Genomic DNA, 25,839 nt, shown 5'->3' on the forward strand with positions numbered 1-25,839 from the left:
TGGCTATTATGCGCATTGCGTTATAGCCAATGTTTGAGTTGAGATAGAGATTTAGTTACAACGTCCGTTGTTACTCCACACCGCCCATTGTCCTGAGTTTTGCTCAGGGTTTTGGTTTCGAGTCCACCAATTAGCTGTGTATTTCACATTGTTGTAAGCCACTTGTGCTCCGGCCGTATAAGCCGTATCTGCTGACCAATTACTTAAGCCACTACAACCTTGAACCGCGTCATTCACTGTAATTGTTTGCACTTGGGTGTGGCTTAGACCTTGAGCATCTTCAACGGTTAAGCTGACTTGGTAGTTTCCAGCAGTACTAAACGTGTGTACTGGATTGGTTTGATTAGAGGTAGCACCATCACCAAACTGCCATGCATGCTTCACGACAGCGTTGTCATCAGCGGCCTGACTAGAGAAACTTACTGTTAAACCAGAAACAGATGCAGTAAAGCTAGCAACTGGTGGCTGATTTGGGTTTTCGCCGCCTCCGCTACACTGGCCTCGGTCTGCCCACACATTGGTATAAACATCTGGGCGAGCGCCAGTTGACCACCAAGTGGCTTCATATTTGCCTGAATTATAGGAAACAAAATCGCCTATTGAGTAGGCGGTTGCTGCATCCCAAGCGTTGACGCCATCACAGCCGTTACCACCATTACTACCAATAGTGACGGTAGTTGAACGAGTATTGCTTTGGTTAGCCGTGTCAGTCACTGTTAGGCTGACATTAAAGTCACCATTGCTGCTGTATGTGTGCACTGGATTTGCTTGTGTTGAGCTGGTTTGATCGCCAAAATCCCAATAGTAACTGCTAATACCTTTGTCATCAGTGGAAGCATCAGTAAAGCTAACAGTACTGCCATTGACTGAGATATTAAAGTTCGCTGTTGGAGCACTATCTTCAACACTACCACCGCCACAACTGCTGTTTTGCAGGTAATCGTAAGCAGCTTTAGCTTTGACAATACCATAGCCGTAGGAGGTATCACGGCCGCTACTGCCGCGATCTTCAGCTGTAGCATTGAGTGCAGCGCGGATCTCTGTTGGAGAGCAGCTAGGAAAATGGCTCCACACCAGTGCTGCAACACCTGCTACATGTGGTGTGGCCATTGAAGTGCCGCTGATAGCTTTATAGCCGCCATCATTCCATGTTGAATTTACATCAACACCAGGTGCCGCAATTTCGACTTGGGAGTTATATTGAGAGAATGAGGCCTTATTGCCAGAACTGTCTACAGCTGCAACAGACATAACTTCGTCATAGGAAGCCGGGTATGACATTTTGCTGTTACCGTCGTTACCTGCGGCAGCGATACTGAGTACACCTTGATTTGCTGCGTTGGCAAATGCTTGACGCTCAGCTGACGATGAGCCACCACCGCCTAAACTCATACTAATGATATCAGCTCCGGCATTTACACATTGATTAACCGCAGCAACTAAGTCAGAGCCATAAGCCCAACTGCCACTGTCGTTGAAGACTTTAACGATATGTAAGCCAACCAATCCCGATGGATTGACCCCAACTACACCTTGATTGTTGCCGCCAATTGCGGCGATGGTGCCTGCCACATGGGTACCGTGACCATTGCCATCGTTATACCAATTGCCAGTGTTATTGCTACTGTAACCATCATCGCCAGTCACACCTGAGCTTGGTAAATCGACGTGACCTAAATCGTAACCAGTATCTGTGATACAGACTTTACGATTAGCTGTTTGGCTATCAGAGACTAAATTAGCTTGCACCATGCCAATACCGTAGGGAGATGTCTCTGCCATTAAGTATCGTTTCGGGTCAACCTCAATCAAAGCAACATTTGGGTTATTAGACAAACTTTTATATTGCTCAGTATCGAGCATAACGGCCATTGAATTGACCTCAGGCAGTGATAGAACAACATCAGCACTGATTGAAGCGGCTGTGTTTTGCATCAAATTAACCTTTGCCTGAGTAATCGCTGCTGGCGATAACTTTGATTGCTGCAAGCTCAAGATACTGCGATCTGTCATCTGCACAATAAAGCGCTGCGCCTGATTTTGGTCAACGCTTGGTTCCGGCAAGGTTTGCACTTGAGCGCTCACTGCTGTAGCGACAAGACTGAGGGTAAATGCTGATATCAGCGGGAGTTTTTGTTTATTTATTGTTTTCATTGTGTACCTTCACATTGTGTGAAGCTCGCTGTGAAAACGCGACAACTTAACACGTAACAGGAGCCGTGTATTTACATGTCTTACAAGTAATGTAAGTAATTAATTATTCACATTACTTGCATATAACTAAGCGTGAGAATTTGCTGCAGTCAAACTAAATATCAATGACTTAGCTTTTGTAGGGTTATTATTTGTGAATGCTAAAAATAGCGTAAACATTTAGCTACGATTAGAGTAAAGATTCAGCGATGGCAGGTTATTTTAGTGGGAACAACTGTTTAAGTGGGAAAATTTGAGTAGATTTGATGTTGGCTTTTTTAGGTGTAAATTAGAGTTAACGAAAATACTATAACCTAACAGAATGACTTATAAATCAAGAGTATAAATAATCAAGCTATTGCTTTAGTTGGTTCAAGCCGTTATTGAGTGAGTTGTAAAGTGAATAATGCTGCAATAAATGGCATTACAAATTGAATATTAGCTGAGCCTTGATTGCTATAAATCAAGGCTGTAAGCCAGTGGTATAAGGTTATTTTAGTGAGATAGATGCGATTCGTATTGCTGAGAGAAAAGTTGCTTGAGCTGGGCTGCTTCTGCTTGGCTAATCATAGGCTCAGGGGCGACCAATAGGTTGCTTGGGCAGGTATGCTCATTGTCGAGTAGTTTATCAAACACCTGAAAATGACTAGCAGAGACGGTTTGGTACTGGCAAATCAATAAGTTGTCTTGTGCTTTAGATTTTACCAGTTTAGCGGTAACCGCGGTATTGCTTGAGGCGTAGGCGGGATTAAATGACAGCATTAAGCCACAGGTCAATGTAGCGAGTAATTTTGCTTTTTGCGCTAATTTTCGGGGTAGTTGCTTCATCTATCACCTCGGCTTAATCATCCTAATCTGACAATCAATATAGCGGCAGTATGCTGTACCGAAACTTAACCGTTTGTTATCGGGTTTATTTTATTGCTATGTATTTCCTTTATCATTTGTTGAACGCTAAACGACCCAAAGCGTGATTGTATAGTTAACTCTTAATTGTTACGTAGTTGTTGCTTTGTGTTTGGCTTGAGTTGTAAGTTGTAACTGTTTATGTCGGCAGTCACAAAAAGGCATGACAAAGCTTTCTTTTCTTATACACCTGTATAGACTCCGCCCTAAGCTCAAAGCAATTGAGCTAAATATAATAAATAATTAAAGATGGGTCATATATGAAACTACTAAAAACTGCTGCAGCTTTGGCTGTAGGTGTTGCACTTCTTACCGGTTGTAATGACGATGATGTAAAGTATGTAGACCATACTGAAGTTAAAATTGCCACTTATAACCTTTCTTTTGATCGTGATACCTTTGAAGACTTAGTTGCTGAAATGGCGCTGACTTCTACAGAGCAAACTAGCTTAGTTGAAGCTTACCTAGAAGATCGCGATGCGATGGAACTAGCTGATAAAACTACAGCTGAAAAAGTGATTCAAATTCGTAACGTTGCAGCGATTATTCAAAAGACTCGCCCAGATGTACTAATGATGGGTGAATACAACAACGATGGTACTGGTGAAGATTTATCTGCACTTAAAGGTTTCCAAGATAACTACCTTTCAGTTGCACAAAGTCTTGATGGTGCTGGTGGTGAAGCTAACCTAGAACCAATCGAGTACCCATTTGCTGAAAGCTATGGCACCAATACTGGTTTATTAAGTGGCTTCGATTTAAATAACGATGGTTATATCGCGACGAAAGAAGACATCGGCTCTTTTGCTTATGCTAATGACTCTTGGGGACACGGTAAGTACCACGGACAATACGCATTTGCGTTAATGTCTAAGTATGAAATCGATACTAAGAACACTCGTACTTTCCAAAACTTTAAATGGAAAGATCTTGAAGGCGCTGAAAACCCATTCTTAGATGGCGAAAACTGGTACACAGATGAAGAGTGGCAACAAATGACACTGTCTTCTAAAAACCACGTTGACGCACCTATTTTAGTGCCAACTAAAGATGGTACTGAAACCATCCACATTCTTATGTCTCACCCAACTCCGCCAGTATTTGATACCGGTAAAAATAAGCTACAAAACGCAGCTGAAGTTGAGTTTTGGCATAATTACGTAACCAACGCACAAGACTTCTACGATGATGCAGGCAAAACTGGCGCACTAAAAGATGGTGCACATTTTGTTATCGTAGGCGATCAAAACCTTGATGCGGCGACGGGAGCGGGTGACGGCTTCACTGAAGTGATGGCTGCATTGCATGCTGATCCAGTCGTTAATCAAAACGTGACTAACGGTGATTTGTACCCAACAAGTTATGGCGCTGCTGAGTATGCTGTAGAAGGTAGCCCTAATCACCCATACCCGAACCGCATTACTGCAGAGTTCGGAAGTGGCGGCATAAATGCTGACCATGCAATTCCTTCTGCATCGCTAAATATAGTTGATTCTGGTGTGTACTGGCAAGCAAGTTACCAAGAAGGCCGCAAGCTGTTTAACGACGATCGTATTGGTGGCGGTAAGAAGAAAGATATCTCTTCAGACCATCGTATGGTTTGGGTTAAAGCACAGTTTTAATTAATCCTTTAACTAAAAACAGTAAGCCCCGTTATTAACGGGGCTTTTTTGTTGCAGAATAAAAAGAAAGGAAACCAGTTAAGAGATAGAGTTAGCTAAATTCGTTATAGCCATCAGCAGCAATAAACTCTATCCCTTTTGGTTGGTGCTGCATAATTGCGTCAACAATACTTTTATGGAAAAACAGTTGGTCCTTCCAGCCGATATCACGAAAAATAAGTCGTTGTTGCAGAGGTATTTGCTTTAACAGGTCTTGGTTTAATACTAGCTTGTTCATTCCTGAAATAAACTCACCGCCATTGAACTCATCATAAAAGTCGAATTCACTTTGCTCGCGATCAATAGCTTTTATCTCGTTTTCAACTTGTAGCATCTGATAAAGATGCTGGCCTTGATCAAATAAGTTTATTTGAACCCAGTTTGTGGCATAGATATCGTTAAATTCTAATTGTTGGAATAACGATTGCTTAATACTTAACCCAGGTACTAAAAAGATATCTGCCAGTTGATTTACATCATCACCGGTAAATTTTATGACTAAGGGTACGGGTTCTGCTGGCTGAGTGAACATATTGGTTGGTACTGCGCCTGAGAACTCGTCGGGAAAGTCATAAAAAGGAATGTCCATGTTCTCAATGGCAAAAAAGTACTCACTCATTATCTTTCTCCAAATGTAGTGGCAGCTTTAAGACGACATTATTATTTGATTAAACTTTGTCACACCACTCGGTTGAATATATGAAAATAAATATACACTAATCAATTATTAAGCGATTTAGAATAGGCTTAATAAATAATATGTGATTAGTCTTTAATAAATCTAATTCAGTTCGAATGTTTCATTGATTTACATCATATAATGTCAAAGCTTTCTTTTTTTAATTTAGTAGCTTACACCTAATTATTGTTTTTAGGTGGGCATTGAAGTGTCTTTTGATAAGTTTAGGAATTTTGACTTCATGAAATCTTTACTCCCATTGATTTTCGGTAGTGCTGTTTTAGTTGGTTGTGGCGGTAGTGACAGCGACTCCCCTTTACCGGATTCAATCATTGCTGAAACCGTTAAGTGTACAAATTTAGCTGAAGGCGGTTTATGTTCTCAAAATGTTTCTAATGCTTGGGGACAGATGGATCTGACATGGGCTACTTGTAATAGCTTGTATTGTTTTGAAGATGGCAGTGAGCCAGACGAAAATCCAAATTTAACTCGCTGGCGTGAAGGCGAACTTATTCCTGTATACTTTCTAAATAGCGAAGACCCGCGTTTTACTTATGCAATGAATAAGGCTGAAGAATTAGTCGGTTATAAGCTATTTGATAGAAAAGGCGTTATCAATTTAGATATTAGCAATATCTACAATATTGATTATTCTAGTGTTGAGACTAAATGGGGCTTTATCTGGAGCCAAGGCACAGCTTTAGATGAGTGCAGTTCAGGTACAGTATCGACTGGTCCAATGATGAACAGCATTGTCAATCACAGTGTGGGTTTAGATTATGGTATCAATCAACCAGTAGGGGACACGTTTAGCTGGATTAATCTAGACAGTGGTAGCGCTACACCTGAAACAAGTTGTACAAATGTTGCCAGTAATGAGGTAACTCTTCACGAGTTGGCGCACGCGCTTGGTATGAGTAATCACTTTGATGGATTTGGTGATGGCGCAGCATTTAACAATAATGCTGAAAGAGTATTGCGCACCATGTATAGTAATCCGCATGGTCAACCTTTTGATGCGTTGAGTATTGCTCAGTAAATCTTGATATTGTGGGTGGCCAAATGACGATTTAGCCACCCTATTACAATCTTATAAGTTACCTGACCGTATTGTTTAAATATTAAGCTTGCATCCAATCAACTTTTACGCCCGCTTGGGCAAACATATCTTCGCTGATCTTTATCTTGTCACCCCAGCGTGACTGAAAGTCTGCGCTTGGCATTGGGCTATGCACTGTGCTTAAGCCTGTTTGGATAATTTTTGCGGCGCAGTTAGGGCAAGGGAAGTGAGTCACCCAAATTTCACAGCCGCTAAGATCGCGCTTAGCATAAAGAATGGCATTTTCTTCAGCGTGCAGGGTTTTAAGTAATTTCATTTCGCGATTATCGGTTTCGGCGCTATCAGATACGCCATGGGGATAGCCATTAAAACCTAAAGAAACTATGCGGTTGTTTTCGGTGATCACCGCACCTACCTGAGTTGATGGATCTTTACTCCAAGATGCAACGAGCTCAGCCATCTGTAAAAAACGTGTTGCCCACTTTGTCATCATCGAATTGAATCTCCTAAATCTATACCATTGAATAAACCGCTTAACTAGTCGTTATTCTCTATGCAGAACAATGATAAATCAATATATAAGCTATCAATAAAGCGTAAGATGCTTTTCGATTTCTGTTTTGTGGCGCTTTGTTGTGTTTCTTTGATATAGCCCCGCGATCCCGCCTCGGGCTTAGGTTTATGATGACCATCTATTTTGCATAACAAAAGTCGCACACAGATGACAAATATCAATCAACAAAGACTCGTTGAACATTTTATCTCACTGGTCAAAATCGACAGTGAATCAGGCAATGAAAAAGCGGTAGCTGAGGCGCTGTCAGAGCAACTTAGTCAGTTAGGTTTTGAAGTGACCCAGCTAGCGGTACCTGGTGGGATCACTAACGGCTTTAATATCTACGGTAAGTTACAAGGCGAGCTTGATGACAGTATTGCTTTCAGTAGTCACATGGACACAGTAACGCCGGGGAATGGTATTGAGCCAATTATTGAAGACGGCATTATTCGATCTAAAGGCGACACCATTTTGGGCGGCGATGATAAATCGGGTATCGCAGCTGTGATGGAAGCGGTGCGCAGTATTCAAGAGAGCGGCCAAGCCCACAAAACCCTTGAAGTGGCGTTTACTGTTTATGAAGAGCGTGGCATGCACGGCGCTAAGAATTTCGACATAAGTAAGATAGAGTCTAAACAAGCAATCGTACTCGATTCAGGTGGGCCAATTGGTACTATTATTACCACAGCGCCAGGTCAGCAAAGCCTAAAGGTAACCATTAAAGGCAAACCTGCTCACGCAGGGCTTGAACCAGAAGCTGGCGTTAATGCTTTAACGGTTGCCGCGGATGCGATTAGCAATATGCAGCTTAGCCGCATTGATGATGAAACCACTGCCAACATTGGTGTGGTACAAGGTGGTCAGGCGACTAATATCGTGATGCCAGAGCTTTATATCGAAGCTGAAGCTCGCTCACTTAATGACGACAAGTTAGCAAAGCAAGTTAATCATATGGTGTCGACTTTTGAAGAGTCTGCCGCTAAGCATGGCGCCAGTATCGAAATCGATTCAACTCGTTCTTACAACGCCTACCATATCGCAGATGACGACGCCCATGTACTCGCAATTAAAGACACTTTTACCGCTATTGGTATTGATGCGATGACCAAGCCGACTGGCGGTGGCTCAGATGCTAATATCTTCAACGCCAATGGCTTAAAGACAGTGAACTTATCTACAGGCATGGCCAAGGTACATACCACTGATGAGTTTATTGCGGTTGCGGATTTGACGGCGATTACCGAGTTTGTGCACTGTTATCTAACGCGCTAATACCTGCTTTAAAGATAAAAAAGCTCGGCCTAGGCCGAGCTTTTTTGTTTGATGGATTAGCAATTAGCTACTTTTTAGCGTGCTTATCTAAAAATTCCAGCACTAGTTTTTGATCGGCTGCATTTAGCCCTGAGCGTGGAAACATACTTTTGGTGATCCCCTTCCATTGATTAATAGTGTATTCATCTGGGTGCGGTGAGGCATGACATAAGCTACAGCTACCATAGAAGAGTGTTTCACCTTTTGATTGGGTACCTTTTTTATTACCGCTAACCGCTTTTAGGCGTGTGCCAAGCTGGAGGCTCCATATATCAATGGCATTTTTGGCTGTAATTATTGCTGGTGGAGTATATGCAAGATTTTCTGATAATGGGTCGGTACATTTTTTGAAATAGGCTAAGCAAGTATTAGCACTTGTCGCTTGGCTAAGGCCGCTGCAAGGCTTGCTTGAGGTGAGCATGTTAATTGAGCCAGAATTACAGCGGCCTTTAGCATCGAGTTGTAACCATGCCCCTTCGTGTATGTATATTACACCGGGCATACAATCTGAGTTGATTTTAGCTCCACATAGCGTTGTACCACGCTCATTATAGACCTCGATAATATCGCCATCTTTTACGTCCCTTACTTTTGCGTCAGTGGCATTGATCATGGCTATTTGTCGGCCTGTTACAGACTCGTGGGAATTGACTTCGGTATTGGCCATTTGCGAATGGAGTCGCATCCAAGGGTGTGGGCTGAGCACTTGAACTTGTCCCTCTTTTGCATTCCCTAGCCACTCAAATGGCGGCATCCACTTAGGCATTCCTGGACAATCTGCGATGTTAAAGGAGTCGACAGTTGAGCTATACAGTTCAATTTTGCCCGAAGGTGTGTGTAGAGGGTGCTTGTTAGGGTCTTGATAGAATTCAGCATGACGAATATAAGCATCCGCAGCTTTTGGTGTGGCTAAATGGCTGATGCCCTTGTTCCAGAAGGTATCAAAGTCATCGGGGCCGTCGGAGTTTTCATAGGAGTGACGCAAATGCTCCATCATGGTTTTGCCGCCAGTGTACTGGTCATGGACATTAAACATGAATGCAAGTCGCGAGAAAATCTCATAGTCATCTAAGCTTTCGCCAACTGGTTCAATAACCTGCTTCATCGCGTAAATTTTATTATTGCTATAGGTACCACCAGAGCTCATATCGTTACGCTCAAGTGTTGTGGTTGAGGGGAGTACGATATCGGCATAGCGAGAAGAGGCGCACCACCATGGGTCTTGGCAAATTACCGTATCGACTTTTTCTAAGGCTTTAATTAGTTCGTTGGTGTTCTGTTGATGGGACATTAAGTTATTGCCAGAATTATAAATTAACTTAGTGTCAGGGAAGGTTTTAGGACTGCCATCACGACTAAAGGCTTTACCGGGATTATTGAGCATGTCTGAAATCAACACAACGGGAACTGTCTTGGTGACAGGGTTTCGTCCTTGAGATAATCCGATAGGCATGCGCATACCTGATTGCGGCATTCCACCACAGCCATAGTGCCAACTAAAGCCGCAGCCCACACCGGGTTTACCTATTTTACCCGCCATGGCTGAGAAGTTGATGATTGCCCAATGGATCATCTCGCCATGATCGGCACGCTGCAGTGCCCAGCCAGCAGCAATTTGAGTGCGTTTAATCACCATTATCTCGGCAAGTTCAATAATTTGTGCTTTAGATAGTCCTGTAATGGCAGCTGCCCACTCTGGGGTTTTCTTTACTCCGTCTTCAGTACCGTCTAGGTAGGCAAGGTATTTATCAAAGCCTACGGTGTATTTATCTAAAAAGGCTTGATCATGTTGTTTACTGTTATATAAGTGATAGGACATTGCCGTAAACAGCGCGGTATCAGTACCGGGCCGTATGTGGATCACATCACTGCCAAGGTGAGCATCTGAATAGGTTTTTTGCGGGTTAATAGAGATAAATTTGATACCCTTTTTAGCAAAGGCTAGCCAATGCTGATGCATCTGATGATCTGCAACGGTAAACTCAATACGATTGGTCTTAAAGGGGTCGCAACCGACAAAGATAAAGACTTGGGTATTCTTCCCGATAACTTCCCAAGCAGTCTGCGGAGAGTAAACCTCTAAGTCACCAATTATGTGGGGTAAGATCACTTCTGATGCGCCAGCAGAATAGTCCCCGCTACAGCTACTTTGCCCTCCGATAAGATTAAAAAAACGTCCTTGTAACGTTTGTGGCCTCATTAGCCCTGAATGTGACCAGCCGCCGTATGAAGAGCTAAAAATAGCTTCATTACCGTGCTCTTGTATGGTTTTAGCAATGGCATAAGAAGTGAGTGCAATAGCGGTTTTCCAGTCAACTCGCACAAAAGGTTCTTTACCACGAAGATGTGGTTTATGGTCACCTAATGGATTGTCATAAAAGGACTTACGTACCATGGGATACATCACTCGAGTGTCACTATAGGTGCGACCTAAAACACCTTTAGTTAGCATCTCTGTAGGGAATTCATCAATATCATTGATGGGCTGAATGCCAATGAGTTTGCCGTTTTTAACCACGGCTTTGAATGGACCGTAGTGAGAAGCATGATGGATAACTTGGGTATCATCTGCAAATACTTTGCTCGCAGGGAATAAAGTCAGCCCTTGGGCAGCGAAAGCTGAGGCTAATGAAGCTTTCAAAAAGTGACGTCTTGATATTGCCATGTTTTATTCCTAATTAAACTGCCTGCAACCCCGCTTATCGTGCTCCCCATATCGTCACTGTTCGAATGGGGTTTCTGTCATCAAATAGCGGATTCTTGTGTCTGTTTTTTAAACTTTAACTATCATTATTGTAGTTCAAGATAAAAAGCTGACACGGATTAAAAAGATGGAATATCAATATGAAGAGAGCTTGGCATTTTCTTACTAAACCGAGTGCTAAATACTCGGTTTTTACTATTGCGCTTATTGCAGTCGTTATGACTCTTGTTGGTGTGTTTGCGTTTCATGAGTCGGTTGAATATAGCTCGAGTACCGAGTTTTGTGTTTCCTGTCACTCAATGGATGAGAACTACAACGAATATAAAAATACTATTCACTTTAAAAATGCCGCAGGAGTCAGGGCTGAATGCCGTAATTGCCATATTCCGGAGGATAACCCGATAGACTTTCTTAAAGCTAAGATTGGCGGTTTAGGTGATATCTATAGCGAGTATATTTCTGGTGATATCGATACGCCGTTAAAGTTTGAGCAACATCGGCAAAAGATGGCTGAAGATGTTTGGAAAATGATGGCCGATACTAACTCCGCGCCTTGTAAAAGTTGTCACACTTATGATGCTATGGATCATGCTAAGCAATCGCCTGCTGCCGCAGCCGCGATGACTGGCGCAGCAGCTAAAAATATGAACTGTATTGAGTGCCATAAAGGAATTGCACATCAATTGCCTATTGTGAGTGAGAAGTTCCATGAGGTGTTTAAGCAGTTAAAAGCTAACTCTGCTATAGCGCCGTCAGTCGCTACGCTTTATACCTTAACTGAGAAACAACTCTATCCTAGCCCAGATGAAAGCGGTACCAATCAGGGAGTGCTTTTGCCAGCGTCTGCAGTAACGGTATTAGCGACCCAAAATGGTATGTTGCAGATTAAATTTTCCGGCTGGCATGAAAAGTCTACGCAAAGTGGCGTTATTAACCAAGAACTTGGCAAGTTTATCTATGTTGCTAAGTTGAAAGAATCCGCTAAAGCAACCGAGAAGCTTATTCAAGAAAAGGTTGATCCCTTAACTGGATTGCTATGGCAACAAGTAGAAGTAACAGCTTGGATAACTCAGGCTTACTTGCAGCCTAATATCGACTCTGTTTGGCAATATGCGAAAGGCATGTACAACGAAACCTGTAGTGCCTGTCATGCCGTGAAAGATCCAGATTTTTTGCCAGCTAATAAGTGGATAAGTACGTTAAAGTCGATGAAGCCTTATAACTCTCTTACGCCGACAGAGGAGCAGACACTGCTAAAGTATCTGCAAGTGCATGGGAAAGACATAGCGAAGTTAAACTGACCCTGAAGTGTTTTTTATGTATAGAGTTGAAGATATAAAATATCAGCATAGGGTAATAATAGTAAGTGAAGTACGAATCTTATGGTGAAGCACATCTAAGAGTCCTGTGCATGGGACTCTTGCCTTAAAAGCTATACACCACGAAGGCTTGCTTAGTTTCTCCTATGGAGGACACCAAGAAAAGTTCGGGTTAGTTTTTCTTGGTGACTTTTGTGCCCTCAGTGATTAATTTGTCTCTTTAAACATTATTCGTTTTCTCAGGGTAACATCTATAAGTTGTCGGCCTAACCCGAGCTTCTATAGTGGTTCAGGTACGGAAGTTATCAAGCCTGAACGCCTTCATTTTTTGATTGAACACTATGAACTATGATCCCGTAATAAAGTGCTGCACCGCAATAAGCAATAACAAAAAGGTCAGTAATAGATAGGCCGTAAAAGATAGTTAATATAGTATCAGTGATAAAAGAAGCGTAAATAGCACAAGCAAAAATTCGTACACTTGGTTTTGAGTCTGCATAGTAAAAAATTACACAAATTAATAATAAGCATATAAAAAAGAAGCCCCAAAAGAGCATCATTGCTAAATTGCTTTCAAAACCTAACTCTATTTTTATGCTTTCATAAATCATATCTAAATATTCACTTCCGAAGAAGCTAGCCATATAAAATTGGCTAATAAAGTAGATAAAAATGAGAAAGACAAGCAGTATACAAATTATCAGGGATACGATATTGAGAGCCTTAAATATGCTGTCTTTTGTTTTATCGAATTGATAATCTGTGATGAGTTCTTTTAAAGGAAGCTGTGGTAGTTTATCGCTTATATTTTTGGGAAATAGAGGCTGGTTTTTATATATCAGCATGGCGTTATGATAGAAAACGATGGCTGCAATCACTTCAATGATAAAATAGCCAATGCTGTCTGCAATACCTGTAATAAATATTGAATCATAAAGTCCTATGGTTGCTGCAATTGCCCCAATAGTGACAGGGATTTTGTATTGTTGAGTCAGTATTAACATCAGTGCAGCTATAATAAATAGGGCCCCCTCTAGTGCTAAAGCTGAGCTAATAAAAATGTCGAACTCCCATAGGTTTATGCCAAATCCTAAACATAGAAATACAAATAAAATTTGTTTGATACTCATTCCGAATCCATTTTGTTATGTAAATATCCTTAAAACTGATTGCAGGTACTTGCTATAAAATCAATCAGTTTGGCTCGGCCTAGGCCGAGCTTTTGTTTATATCATTTTTGTTCTGACCCTTAAAACAGGTGACCATTAAGCCATAGGTGGCAAGCAATACTCGCTGCATAACCAAGGGCAATTACTGGCATCCATTTCAGGTGGCCAAAGAAGGTGTATTTACCGTGGGCAGCGCCCATTAGTGCCACACCTGCGGCTGAGCCGATAGATAACATGCTACCGCCCACTCCAGCGGTTAAAGTGACGAGTAACCAGTTACCTAGGCTAAGCTCTGGCTGCATGGTTAATACTGCAAACATAACTGGAATATTATCGACAATGGCCGAGAGTATGCCGACCATCACGTTGGCCCAGATTGGATCCCACTGGTTATACATTACATCTGATACCATGCCTAAGTAACCCAATAAGCTTAAGCCGCCCACACACATTACCACGCCGTAGAAAAACAATAAGGTGTCCCACTCTGCGTGTGATACACGTTTAAATACGTCAAATGGTACCACTGAGCCTAAGCGTTTTAGTGCCGCTTCATCTTTATTGGCCATTGCAACGGCTTTCTTTTTCTCAAGTGAACGTGGCAGAGTCTTGCGTAGGTAAAAGCCAAAGAACTGTAAGTAACCTAAGCCCATCATCATGCCGATCACAGGTGGGAAGTGGACCAACGCATGGAAGCTAACTGCAGTTGCGATAGTGAAAATAAATAGCGCAACAATGCGTTTGGCACCGCGTTTAAGCTCGACTTTTTCATTAGCGCAATTAGGTTTAGTTTTTGGCACAAAGAATGACATGATGACCGCTGGAATAATGTAATTAACCAGAGATGGGATGAGTAGATCACTAAACTCAATAAAGCTGACTAGACCGGCTTGCCAAACCATTAACGTGGTGATGTCACCAAAAGGACTAAATGCGCCACCCGCGTTGGCGGCAACCACGATATTAATACAGGCGATATTAATAAATTTTAAATTATCACCGCCGACCTTCATTACGACTGCGCACATCAGCAGGGCGGTAGTTAGGTTATCGGCGATAGGTGAGATCACAAAAGAGAGAAAGCCCGTTAGCCAGAATAAGGTTCTGAAATTAAACCCTTTACTTACCATCCATGCTTGCAAGCTATCAAATAGGCGACGCTCTTCCATCGCACTGATATAAGTCATTGCCACTAGCAAGAACAGTAATAGCTCTGAGTACTCGAGCAAGTTGTGTTCTAAAGCTTGCTTTGCCACCTCTATTTGGCCTTGCTGTTGATAGGCAAAACCTATCATTAGCCAGATAATGCCGGCTGCTAATAGTACCGGTTTTGATTTACGTAGTTGTAAATACTCCTCCCCCATTACTAAGCAGTAAGCCAGAAAGAATATAATTAATGCTGCATAGCCTACGCCGGACTGGGTTAGATCTAACCCGGCTTCACTGGCAAAGGCTGGCGTTGCCAACCCCCAGAATAATATGGCTAATATTAAGTGACTGACTTTCATGTGACGACTAGGCTCCTTGCGGCATAGAGGAATGTTCAACCTATACATCAGGACTTCAACAGAGCTTGCAAAGAACGTAATGTTAAGTGCTGGTTTTAAAATTGTTGCGCATTCTAGCGTGAATGAAGAGAACAATACAGGTGAATACTGTATTTGTAGTTAGGACTTTAGTGGATAACTTAGTTTGAACAGCTATCAATTCTTAAGTTAAAAAAGGCTGTTAGCTGAGATTAGCGAATAATTGCTTGAAGTCGCTTGGAATTTAAAATTGCTGAGAAGTTAGAAGATTTATAGATAGGTGCGGTGTTAATGCAACCGCGCCTAACGTTTTTTGTAAGATAGAAAACGAGTTAACAGGGGAAAGTGAGTCGGCAATAATTTTTAGCGGCTCATATTGCTAGCTTCCCATAAACTTGGCGATAAAGTTTCCAACGTTGCCAAAGCTTGCTACGCCCATACCAATCACAATTAGCACGCCCATAATTGATAGGTAAACTGGGTGCTTGTAGTCACCAACAATGTCTTTGCGGCGAGTGGCGGCAAGCATAAACGCCAGTACGATAGGCAAAATTAAGCTGTTAATCAGGCCTGCCAACATCAATAATAAAATTGGCATATCCATTAATACTGTGCCAGCACTGGTAATAACGATAAAGCCAATACAGCATGCTTTTTCTTGGCGTTCAATTACCGGGAACAGGGTTTTAACCAGCGAAACAGCCATATAAGAATTACCCACCACAGAGGTAATCGAGGCGACAAACAGTACAAGACCAAAAATGAAATAACCTAGGTCGCCAGCACCTTGCTTGAATGCATCGGCAGCAGGGTTGCTGGTATCTAAAACACCACCAGCGGCAATAACGCCAAACACAGCTAAAAACAGCAAAATGCGAATAATCACTGCAATTGATATCCCAGCCCATGCAGCTGTTTTAATCGCACCTATGTTGTCTTTGCCTTGCAGGCCAATATCAACCAGTCTTTGTGCGCCAGTGTAGTAACCACCTACAGCACCGCCCACGATAGTGAGAGTTGGTAAGATCAGACTGCCAACGTCTGCAGGCATCACCGCTGCCGTTAAGGTTTCTCCCATAGGTGGTAGGCTAGTCATAGCAACATAAGCGATTAGGATTATCATAAATAGGCCTAAATAGCGCGCCATCTGATCCATACGCCTTGAGGCGTTATGTAAAACAAACAATAAGCAACCGACAACGCCTGTGAATAGCGCCCCCCATGTTGTATCGACACCGGTGAGCACATTCAGACCCAGCGCCGCACCGCTGACATTACCAAAGTTAAAAGCTACGGCGCCAAGGGCAAGCAAAATACCAATAAAGTAACCAGCGCCAGGGGCAATCTTATTTGCGATATCTTGGATACGTAAACCAGAAACACCCACAATGCGCCATAGGTTCATCACAATCGCAAAGGTGATAAACATGGAGGCAAAAACAGGAAACGCCATATCTATCTTATAGATATTTGTGAATACCGCTGTTTGAGTTAGAAAGCCTGGACCAACAGAGGTCATTGCCATTAAAAAGGCAACGCTAATGATCGCTTTATTCTTCCAAGAGCTAGAAACTGATGTGCTGGAGTTGTTGTTTATTGTTGTAGTTTGGCTGGTCATACTGTTCTCAAAATGGTTGTCTCTCACTTTATAAAAATAGAGAAACAACTGACCGAGATCAGCTGATATAAAGCAAAAAACAAAGATAGGATATGCCGCAGCGGGCCGTTTTTTGCTGGGGGCGGATATTAATGACTCACTAAAAACAAGTCAACCGTTTATAGATAAAATTCAGGTGTTTATTTCTAAAGCCAACTAAACTAGCCAACAGTGCTACCGCTATCACGTTTTGCTTTTGGCTTTGATCGGTATAGTTCAACTATTCTCTGTTGTTATTGGATGTAGAGCTGGAGATTAAGCTGAATTATTGGCGGAGTGAAACGAATAGAGCAGCAACGTTAAGCTATTACTTTAGTATTTATCTATATAAAGCCGCTAGAATATAGCGGCTATTATTAAAGGCTGCTTTTTAGTTAACAGTTAGTCTGGTGAGCTGAAGCAAAGTTTGCCGCAGTGATAAATATATAGTGCTGCGGGATCTCTATCGTCGACTTGCGAGTTGGCGAGAAACGTTGTTTGCTAGCATCCACCTCAAAGCCAAACTTCAGTAGACTTTTAATCGATGGTTGGTTATCTTCGCTCACATAACAATAGACTTCATCGAGTTGTAAGACTTTAAAGGCAACACTTAATAACTGTTGCTTGATAAAGTGGTTGAGTCCTTTACCTTGATATTGACCCGTGAGCCAAGTACCAATTTCTGCGCGTTTCTCAGTAACATTGATATTTTTGAGGCGGGTAAAACCAATCACATTATGGCTTGCGCCGCACTTTATTGTGAATAATAAGCAGTCGCTATCACTCAGCACCCTGTCAAAATAGCTGTCAAAGGCGTCGGTAGTATCTTTGGGAAACCGTGCAAATCGCCAAATATCAGGATCCATTCCAATGGCCTTAAGTGCTGTAATATCTTCAGCAACTAAAGGAGAAATATAGGCATTTTGCTGCATAAATGAGCTGCAAAGAGTTTGCGTAGCAGCCACATATTTTTCGAGGTAATTATCCATAAGATGCGATAGATGATTTATTGGTTGAACATTGTTAATTAGAGATCCTGATAATAGCAATTGATACTACTCATTAGCTAGTAAACTCAGCTTGCTATGTTAAGTTTGATAACTGGCGCACATTGAACTATGAATGTAGTTATAACGAGGCGATAGCCGGTGTTTTTAATCTTGCTTTGGGCGTTTCTTCGCTTGAGCAAAGCCCCTGTATTGCCTACAATAGCGCACTTTTTATTTACAGCAATTTTTACTATAGGCCAGAATTATGTCTGACACTACAGCACAACCAGCTTTACCAGATCGTCTTTCAGTTAACCCACGTAGCCCACACCACGTAGAGGCTATTTTCGAGTTCGATATCGGTATTAAAGTGAACGGTAAAGAGCGTTTCGATGTTGAAGAATACTGCATCAGCGAAGGTTGGGTTAAAGTGCCATCTCACAAAGCACTAGACCGTCGTGGTCAACCGCTGATGATTACTGTAAAAGGCACTGTTGAAGCTTTTTATAAGTAATAACATGCTTGACTGAAAAGGCCGCTATTGCGGCCTTTTTTGTTGGTGTCAGTTAATTTATGTAGTGTTTTTATAATGGCTGGTATTATTCAAGTAATGATTGCCATAGTCGTTAATATTGTCTTGCTGATATATTGCTTGATATCAAATCTCACCAGATTCAGTAGAGGGGCTTAATGTCTTTAGCCAAAATTATTGCCAGTATCATTTTAGTTGTTTCTCCTGCAGTCACTGCCAGTACTCCGCAAACTTTAGCGTCAAATGCGCCCTTGGCTAAGCAGCTACCTCAGCCGCCGATACAGTTGATAAAAGCCTACCCATCAGGAGCTGTGGTTGAGCTTAACAATGCTCAAGCTTTAATGGCTGAATTTAATCAAGAAAACTATCAACTCGAGTCAGTTATTAATACACGTCAGTTGCCGCGTTATTTTGTTGAAAACTTGCCACCGAATCTAAATGATTTGCCCGTACAGCAAAAGATTTCACTGTTTATTCGCTTGCTATTACCCACGATTAAGGCGGTTAATCAGCAAATACTTACCGTCAGATCCCAAGTGATTGAACTTGAAAAAAAGCCTAAATCACAGTGGTCTGCAGCCGAGCAGAACTGGTTACAAGGTTTGTTTGATAGCTATGTGGTTAAATCAGCTCGAATAGACGATTTATTATTACAACTCGATATTGTGCCTAGCGGTATGGTACTCGCCCAAGCCATTGATGAGAGCGGATGGGGCAGTAGTTATTTTGCGGTTGCGGGGAATAATTTGTACGGTGAACATTTATCTGCCAGTGGTGGTGAGTATTTAACAACACCAGGTGGACATGTAAAAGTCGCTGCATTTTCTAATTTATATCAAAGCACTGCGAGCTATATGCATAACCTTAATACAACGCTAGCCTACCAAGAGCTAAGATTACTGCGCAAACAATTACGCGGCCAGAATAAGTTAAATGGTGATGAATTAGTGCAAGCATTAACCCATTATTCAACTCGTGGTGAAGCGTATGTCGATAACTTAAGAGCTTTGATTAAACGGCATCGTTTAGATGATTTTAATGAGGCTAAATTGACAGGTACAGCCAGTATTCGTTACCGTTTTAGCACTCCAGTAAAGCAATCAGCCCAATAGTTGCTGATAGTCTGCAGTGAATATATAAGCCTACGAATAAGAGATATGTTGTGGATTCGATTACACAAGCGGCGCTTGGCGCCACAGTGGCTGGTGCTATGGCCGGTAAACGCTGCAATGGTAAAGTATTGCTCGCTGGTGCGTTGCTGGGCACTTTACCCGATTTAGATGTATTTATTGATTACGGTGATGATATTAGTAATACCGTAAAGCATCGTGGATTTTCCCACTCGCTACTGATTTTATTGCCGTTCTCCTTGTTATTGGCTGGATTAATCCAACGGGTTAAACCTGTTGCTAACTGGTCGTTTTCTAGGCTGTGGTTGCTTATTGCTGCTTGCCTAATTACTCATCCATTGCTCGATAATTTCACCAGTTATGGCACGCAATTATTGTGGCCAATAGCAGGCTACTTCTCCTTGTCGAGCGTGTTTATTATTGACCCTTTGTATACATTGCCGTTATTGATAGCGATTGGATTTGGTTTGGCGCGAAAATCGGCATTGAGTCGATATTGTGCTATCGCCCTATGTGTTTCATCGATGTATCTTGGTTGGAGTTTAGCGGCCAAGGCTTACATTGAGCAACGTGCTGCAGCAAGCCTCGATACCTTGGGGATTAATGCTGATGCGGTGTTTATTACGCCTACCCCTTTTAATACTTTGCTTTGGCGTATTGTGGTGCTTGATGGTGAACGTTATTGGGAGGGGCTTGCATCTGTGCTGGATGCCGAGCAAGAGGTTGAGTTTATTGCACAAAGGCGTGGTAGTTGGCCGTTGCCTGTAGAGCCTGAGCATTTGCAGGCATTAAAAACCTTTACCCATGGCTTTGTGCGGTTTGATCAGCAAGATAAGCAGTTAGTCGTTGCTGATTTACGTTTAGGCATGTTTGGCAATTTAGCTTTTAAGTTTGTCTTTGCCGAGCAAGACAGCGCTGGGCAATGGCAACCTATAGTGCCGACTCGTTTAGCTCAAGGGGAGCTTAAAGGTGATTTTAGTAAGCTAAAAGATAGAGCCTTAGGTGATCAGCAAATTAATGCAAGTTTAGATCTGTGTCCCTCACCTTGTGGTTTAAACGCCTCACAACTTAATGATTAGCTAAGTAAACGAGCCGCTAACGATATAGCGGCTCTCTTTTAGTTATTGGCTATTTGTCGCCTTCATTCTTGTTGATAAGCAATATAATCAACAGCATACCAAAGAAGGTAACAATACTGACCTGCAAGGGGCCTGAGATCTCAAAGCCCATTTTACTGCCATTGAGAATATCGAAAATATCCTTTAGTGCACCGATAGATATTAACGCCATTGAGCCTGAAAGGATCCGGGTAAAGCGCTTACTGTTGCGAGTGCGTAGCTTGTCATAAAGCTTAGCAGTTTCGGCAATGATCTCTTTTTGACGGTATTGGATTTTGTCTAAGGTTTCTTGCGTGCGAGTATGTAACTTCTCGAAATCCATATGATGAAATACCTTTTGGATCATTCGAGTATGATCGGGAAAGGTCATCATGCTGCCAGCACTAATTAAGTCTAATAGCCAATGTGCATCGTTAGTAAATTGCTTTAAACAGTCACCTTCATCGGTGAGCTTTTTAACATGGGCTCTGAGTTTAGCTGCAGAAATATCTTTATCTTTTAGGCTAGGCACTGCCTGCTCTAAGTTAATCTTTAACTGTTTATCGAGCAGTTTATTGGTTAAATGAAACAGGTTGTTTACCGCCGCAGCAACTTCCATCATTTCTGCCGACTGCTCTAGCACCCAGTTTGGTTGCTGTAATAGCCCTAAAACACATTCGTGGTGATTGGTAAAAACAAACTCATCCTGGTTATAGCAATCGCGATTAAGGTTATGTTGTTCGCTGGTAACTGTGCGTAGACACCAGTCATCAACCGCGCTGCGCAGTTCTCGCTGTGGTAGCACGAAAGCTGGATAGGCAAAATGTGATTTTAAGGATTTTGCTGTAACCGAATGATCGCGCCCGTCAATTCTTTCAACGACTCTATCTAGCAAGGTTGAAACAAAGCGATTTTCAGAAGGGGTAAAAATTAATAGGTCTTCAACTTCTTGTTGGTAATGTGCGTAGTGCGAATTCAGTAAGGTGGCAAGCTCACTAAATCTTTGCTGAGCAAAGTCCTCTAGTAGTCCCACCTGTTGCTCATGCCAGCGCATATCTTGATCCATAGCAAAGGGCGTGCCTAAAGACATTGCATGACGCACGCCGCTGGCGCTGGTGTCGTCTAGCGGGGCTTTAAGGTTAAGTGCAAAAATGCCCATAGGGTAATAAATCAGTTCAACGTCAAAGTTAAGCTGCTTATTGTTGGCGTTTCTATTACGAAACGGCATGCTCAGGCTTGGTAGTTGCCATGAATAGATATCTTCAAAGTCTTTGGCTATGCCAGCCCAAATATCGTTGAGCATGTTACTTTGTGGCGATTCGGCGCCCCAGTCAGCTAAATGCAGGGGATGCACTGCTGGTGGGCTAGCAACAATATTGCTTAAGGTTTGTCTTAGCTCTCGAGTAATCAGATGATTGACGTTGGCAAAGTAAGATATGCTGATAGAGCCTCGCTCGACATAAAGCTCACCAGATCCTGTTTGCCTGTTTTCACTAAAGAAGGTTAACGGCGGCCATAATGCTTCAAGATCCGTAGACATTATGTATTTGTCATCAGCGGTTAATGCACTTACAGCCTGTAAAAATTTAGGTCGTAATTCAGCCATTTGTGTGGTTAGTAGCGCTGGTTCTCCCCAGCGTATTGCGTAAAGCTCGGCAATAATACTCACTCCATTGTTAAAGTGCTGGTAGGCAGCAAATTCGGCGTTTAGGTGCTCAGCGTAAAACTGTCGTTCAAATTCATTAAACTGATGAGTGATAGCTTGTGCAGCAGCTAGGTGAGTTTCGATATTGTTAGCTGCATCAGACATTAACCAGTCTTGGCTGGTATAAATTCCACGGTCAATGTAACAAATATCTATTTGAATGGCGGCAAACTGCTGTAGGACTTTAGTGATGCCGCACTGAGGCAACACTTCAAGGGCGGTAATACTGGAGCGAACCAAGGTTTCGGCGTGCAGATACCAATTACTTTCTTCTACTTCGTGGCGGGCATAGCTATAACAGGCACAAAAGACTAATAGTGTTTCAGCTGGAGCAAGAGTCTCAAGCTGTTTAGCGTTAATAACCGCTTGCTGCTCAAACTGATTAACGAGTGCGAATGCCGCAGATTGGCGCTGTTGTAAATTCTTTTTGGCCCAGTGGAAACCTTGCTCAAAATCTTCGGCGCGAATGTATTGAAAGAATTGTTCAAGAATAGATTGCTGCTGTGTGTCTCTATCAAGTGTCATGAGTCTTCCTTGGAGAGTATGTGGCTTCGCTGCTGTTTGAGTCTCGGATCCGTGGGTGTTAAGTAATAACTATTAATAAAAATATGTTCAACCATTTGCCATATCTGGCTTGGAGAAGGGGCAGAGCTATGACTAGGAGCGTGATACATCAGCGCCATAGGAGCTGAGCCCATGTCATCATAATGCGGTGATAAATAGTCGATATCAAAAGCGTTAAAGCCAAGTTTTTGGTAAAACTTGGCTGGCCCTGATTCTGCTTCAACCAACAATAAAATGCGTGTTGTTTGCTGCTCAATAAACTGAAACAGTTCGTCGCATAATAGCTTGCCTAGGCCTTGTCCTTGATGACTTGGAGCTATAAATAAGTAGCCAAGTAACGCAAATCCTTGCTGGGGGTAAAGCTCGGTAATTGATACGCCATATACTTGGTTAGCATCACAAAGCACAATACAGCGCGAGCTAGCGCTATCAATGGCTTGTTGTAACTCAGCTATTGGCTCACGTTCCCAATCTGGGAAGACTTGGCAGTATATTGCCATAGCGCTTTGCCATAATGCGCCGCTGGCTTGGGTAAGTTGTTTTATCTGCATGATTTATTATATTTTTATGTTTGATAAATCTTAGCAAAGCTTGCCTAAATCTTCGGCTAAAAACAATATTACCAAAGGCTTTTTCTTGGATTTTATCCACTTTATGTTAGCTGTGATGACGAGCTTAGTTGCCTCAATTGGTTATGTATATCGTTTCTATATTGGCTACGGCTTATATTGAAGTTAAATGCTGTTATAGGGGAAGGGCTTAATTTATTTAAATTTGTTAATTTCCTCTAGTTTATATTCGCCCTACTAAATTAGTCTTTTGTCGTGTACTACTAGTTAGATGTATAAATAATAAATGTTAGCGACAGAATATGTTATTTTTATATCAGCATAAACTTTATTAAGCTTGAAATAATTAGTCATAGGTTTTAGTGCTTTAATTATCCCTGTTCGATCACAGTTTATATTGAACAAGCTGATAGTATTTCAGCCCTTTTAATATGCCTATGTCGGTTAAAACGGTTTTAGTATGTCTAATATTTCCATCAAGCAATTACTTATCACGATTTTTATTAGCCTATTAATGATATTTGCCCTGTCGCTTGGGATTATCAAATACCATAGTAAACAATTAGAAGCGCAAATATACACCTTAGAGCATGAGAACCAGACGAGCGGCTTAATCGCTCAGTTACTCAATAAAGTTTCTGGGCTGCGCCGTGAGCAATTAGGCTATAGCCTGCGCCGAGTACAGGCTTCACCGATAAGTGAAGAATCACGTGAGTATTTGGATCAGCAGATTATTGATATTGATGACATAATTCTTAGCGCTCAGCAGACAGTTGGTGCTGAAACGTTAGCGAAGATTAACCGACTTAAACCTGCTGTGAATGAGTTTAGCCAGCTACATAAGCAGTTTTTAACCAGTGACAGCAATCAAGGCGCGGCTGCTGCAGGTGAAATGCTAAGCTCGATGGAAGCGTGGCATATTTACAATAATATCGAGCAAGGTATTTTTGTGCTGATGGAGCAACAAGCCGCTAAAGTCGCAGCAGCTAAGCACGAAGCTGACAAAGCAATGGAGTCATTAAATAGCACTACGATTATTGTCGCAATAATCTTTATTTTTGCGCTTGTGAGTTCCGCAGCCTTTTTATTAAGACGTATATTGTCGCCATTGCATGCGACTAAATCTGCACTATCTATGATTGCTGCAGGTGATTTAACCGCTAATATCGACATGACAAAGTTCAATAGCCGTGAGTTTAATGAAATGGCCAATGAATTACTGACAATGCGTAATCAATTGCAAGATATGATCTCACAAATTGGCGCGTCATCAATTCAATTGGCTGCGGCGGTTGAAGAGGTGAGTACTATTGCTGGTGAGTCTGCTAACGGCGTGGGGCAGCAACAATATGAGGTTGATCAGGTGGCAACGGCTATGACTGAACTGCAAACCTCGATTACCGAAATTGCCCGCAATACTAATCAAACTGCAGAGCAAGCGTTACTGGCGGTAAACGCGGCTGACAGTGGCAGCCGTGTGGTCGCTAATACTATGCTCGCTATTAACGAATCTGAATCTGAAATTACCGCAGTAAGTGAGGTAATAAGTCAGCTACAACAAGATACTGATGCAATATCAGTAATTGTTGAAGTGATTTCGGATATTACCGACCAAACTAACTTATTGGCACTTAATGCTGCAATTGAGGCGGCGAGAGCGGGTGAGCAAGGCCGTGGTTTCGCTGTGGTTGCAGATGAAGTGCGTACATTAGCGAGCCGCACTCAAAGCTCTGCCCATGAAATTAAAACGACTATTGAGTTATTGCAAAACCGCTCGCAAACCGCTGTTAACGTGATGAATTCGAGCAGAGATAAAATGAGGCATAGTGTTGAGCAGGCAAACTGCGCTAGCGTAGCCATTGGTGATATCAACACAGCAATTACCCAAATCAATGATATGGCGATTCAAGTTGCCAGCGCCACTGAGCAGCAAACAGCTGTTACAGAAGAGCTTAGTCAGAATATTATTAATATTAGTGATGCAGCTAGTCGAGTGAGTGATGGCACAGCGCAGGTGTCTCAGTCGAGTAATGAGTTAAGCCAGCTAGCGGTTAATTTGGCCGATATTATCCGTCGATTCCGCACGGTATAACTATTTGAGCACAATGTGACTTAGCTATAGATAAGTGTTAGTAGCGGCTGAATTCAATTGCAGATAGCCTCGTGGTGTCGGCTTTTGAGTTCGGTTTACTGCTTATATTGATCGCTATTCTTTATGAGGATTCTACTTTCAAACGAATTTGCTACTGACTATAGTCGCCATTAGCTCTCCTGTTTTCTCTATCTCTAGCGTTAACTGGATGACAACTAGAATACCTAGCTTGGCAGGCCTTTGTTTTTTCTTGTTTAGTTTAGCTGTTTTTATCCATATTAAGCTCGGTTAATTGATGCTTAAAATTTCTGCTTAAATCACGCATTTTTTATAGGGTTTTAAGAATAAAATCATATTCACAGCGTATTATATAGCCAGCAGATAAAAGTGAGTTCTATCGCAGGATTTTCGTCATAGTTTGTCGCTAATATAAGCAGCCGC

At 42.1% G+C, this 25,839-nt stretch carries 19 protein-coding genes; 8 read left to right on the forward strand and 11 right to left on the reverse strand.

The annotated features are described in order from the left end of the window. Positions 1-51: 51 nt before the first annotated feature. Positions 52-2,154, reverse strand: coding sequence for a S8 family serine peptidase (locus L2740_RS04690; protein ID WP_248948959.1), 2,103 nt, complete (start codon positions 2,152-2,154; stop codon positions 52-54). A gap of 534 nt (positions 2,155-2,688) precedes the next feature. Beyond that, positions 2,689-3,021: a hypothetical protein gene (locus L2740_RS04695; RefSeq protein WP_248948960.1), complete on the reverse strand. Its 333-nt coding sequence runs from the start codon at positions 3,019-3,021 to the stop codon at positions 2,689-2,691. A gap of 338 nt (positions 3,022-3,359) precedes the next feature. On the opposite strand from L2740_RS04695, the gene L2740_RS04700 reads away from it, so the two are divergent. Continuing rightward, the gene (locus L2740_RS04700; protein ID WP_248948961.1) at positions 3,360-4,721 is read left to right on the forward strand and encodes an endonuclease/exonuclease/phosphatase family protein; all 1,362 of its coding nucleotides are present in this window, start codon (positions 3,360-3,362) and stop codon (positions 4,719-4,721) included. 91 nt (positions 4,722-4,812) lie between these two features. Here L2740_RS04700 and L2740_RS04705 read toward each other — a convergent pair whose 3' ends face one another. Further along, positions 4,813-5,379, reverse strand: coding sequence for an imm11 family protein (locus L2740_RS04705; RefSeq protein ID WP_248948962.1), 567 nt, complete (start codon positions 5,377-5,379; stop codon positions 4,813-4,815). A 301-nt stretch (positions 5,380-5,680) separates the two neighbouring features. Here L2740_RS04705 and L2740_RS04710 point away from each other — a divergent pair, with 301 nt between their 5' ends. Beyond that, entirely contained in the window at positions 5,681-6,478 is a 798-nt protein-coding gene (locus L2740_RS04710) for a hypothetical protein (protein ID WP_248948963.1), read from the forward strand. 82 nt (positions 6,479-6,560) lie between these two features. Here L2740_RS04710 and L2740_RS04715 read toward each other — a convergent pair whose 3' ends face one another. Next, the gene (locus tag L2740_RS04715) at positions 6,561-6,992 is read right to left on the reverse strand and encodes a dCMP deaminase family protein (RefSeq protein WP_248948964.1); all 432 of its coding nucleotides are present in this window, start codon (positions 6,990-6,992) and stop codon (positions 6,561-6,563) included. A 228-nt stretch (positions 6,993-7,220) separates the two neighbouring features. Here L2740_RS04715 and L2740_RS04720 point away from each other — a divergent pair, with 228 nt between their 5' ends. Further along, positions 7,221-8,327, forward strand: a complete 1,107-nt coding sequence (locus L2740_RS04720) for a M20/M25/M40 family metallo-hydrolase (protein WP_248948965.1) — start codon at positions 7,221-7,223, stop codon at positions 8,325-8,327. 67 nt (positions 8,328-8,394) lie between these two features. Here the strand turns inward: L2740_RS04720 and L2740_RS04725 are convergent, their stop codons facing one another. Beyond that, positions 8,395-11,031, reverse strand: a complete 2,637-nt coding sequence (locus L2740_RS04725) for a molybdopterin-dependent oxidoreductase (protein WP_248948966.1) — start codon at positions 11,029-11,031, stop codon at positions 8,395-8,397. 179 nt (positions 11,032-11,210) lie between these two features. Between L2740_RS04725 and L2740_RS04730 the strand changes: the two genes are divergently transcribed. Beyond that, positions 11,211-12,371 (forward strand): NapC/NirT family cytochrome c, encoded by a 1,161-nt coding sequence (locus tag L2740_RS04730; RefSeq protein WP_248948967.1) that lies wholly within the window; start codon positions 11,211-11,213, stop codon positions 12,369-12,371. 323 nt (positions 12,372-12,694) lie between these two features. Here the strand turns inward: L2740_RS04730 and L2740_RS04735 are convergent, their stop codons facing one another. From L2740_RS04735 to L2740_RS04750, 4 genes are all read right to left on the reverse strand, one after another. After that, positions 12,695-13,519 carry a hypothetical protein gene (locus L2740_RS04735; protein WP_248948968.1) on the reverse strand — a complete coding sequence of 275 codons (825 nt, stop codon included), beginning with the start codon at positions 13,517-13,519 and terminating at the stop codon, positions 12,695-12,697. A 119-nt stretch (positions 13,520-13,638) separates the two neighbouring features. Then, positions 13,639-15,066 (reverse strand): sodium:proton antiporter NhaD, encoded by a 1,428-nt coding sequence (nhaD, locus tag L2740_RS04740; RefSeq protein WP_248948969.1) that lies wholly within the window; start codon positions 15,064-15,066, stop codon positions 13,639-13,641. A gap of 397 nt (positions 15,067-15,463) precedes the next feature. Next, positions 15,464-16,702, reverse strand: a complete 1,239-nt coding sequence (locus tag L2740_RS04745; protein WP_248948970.1) for an NRAMP family divalent metal transporter — start codon at positions 16,700-16,702, stop codon at positions 15,464-15,466. A 413-nt stretch (positions 16,703-17,115) separates the two neighbouring features. Then, positions 17,116-17,709 carry a GNAT family N-acetyltransferase gene (locus tag L2740_RS04750; protein WP_248948971.1) on the reverse strand — a complete coding sequence of 198 codons (594 nt, stop codon included), beginning with the start codon at positions 17,707-17,709 and terminating at the stop codon, positions 17,116-17,118. A gap of 265 nt (positions 17,710-17,974) precedes the next feature. Between L2740_RS04750 and L2740_RS04755 the strand changes: the two genes are divergently transcribed. The 3 genes from L2740_RS04755 to L2740_RS04765 all read left to right on the forward strand — a co-directional run bounded on the left by L2740_RS04755 (position 17,975) and on the right by L2740_RS04765 (position 20,450). Continuing rightward, positions 17,975-18,223 carry a DUF3297 family protein gene (locus tag L2740_RS04755; RefSeq protein ID WP_248469817.1) on the forward strand — a complete coding sequence of 83 codons (249 nt, stop codon included), beginning with the start codon at positions 17,975-17,977 and terminating at the stop codon, positions 18,221-18,223. Between the two features lie 176 nt (positions 18,224-18,399). Continuing rightward, positions 18,400-19,353, forward strand: coding sequence for a glucosaminidase domain-containing protein (locus tag L2740_RS04760; protein WP_248948972.1), 954 nt, complete (start codon positions 18,400-18,402; stop codon positions 19,351-19,353). A 50-nt stretch (positions 19,354-19,403) separates the two neighbouring features. After that, entirely contained in the window at positions 19,404-20,450 is a 1,047-nt protein-coding gene (locus L2740_RS04765; RefSeq protein ID WP_248948973.1) for a metal-dependent hydrolase, read from the forward strand. Positions 20,451-20,499: 49 nt separating this feature from the next. Here the strand turns inward: L2740_RS04765 and L2740_RS04770 are convergent, their stop codons facing one another. Continuing rightward, on the reverse strand, positions 20,500-22,698 hold the full coding sequence (locus L2740_RS04770) for a hypothetical protein (protein WP_248948974.1): 2,199 nt from the start codon (positions 22,696-22,698) through the stop codon (positions 20,500-20,502). After that, complete coding sequence (locus L2740_RS04775) at positions 22,695-23,288, reverse strand: GNAT family N-acetyltransferase (RefSeq protein WP_248948975.1); 594 nt, start codon at positions 23,286-23,288, stop codon at positions 22,695-22,697. Before L2740_RS04775 ends, L2740_RS04770 begins: the two co-directional genes overlap by 4 nt. A 478-nt stretch (positions 23,289-23,766) precedes the next feature. Here L2740_RS04775 and L2740_RS04780 point away from each other — a divergent pair, with 478 nt between their 5' ends. Next, positions 23,767-25,398 carry a methyl-accepting chemotaxis protein gene (locus L2740_RS04780; RefSeq protein WP_248948976.1) on the forward strand — a complete coding sequence of 544 codons (1,632 nt, stop codon included), beginning with the start codon at positions 23,767-23,769 and terminating at the stop codon, positions 25,396-25,398. The last annotated feature ends 441 nt before the right edge of the window (positions 25,399-25,839 follow it).

Origin of the sequence: Shewanella pneumatophori (assembly GCF_023283895.1) — a bacterium.
Lineage (GTDB): Bacteria > Pseudomonadota > Gammaproteobacteria > Enterobacterales > Shewanellaceae > Shewanella > Shewanella pneumatophori.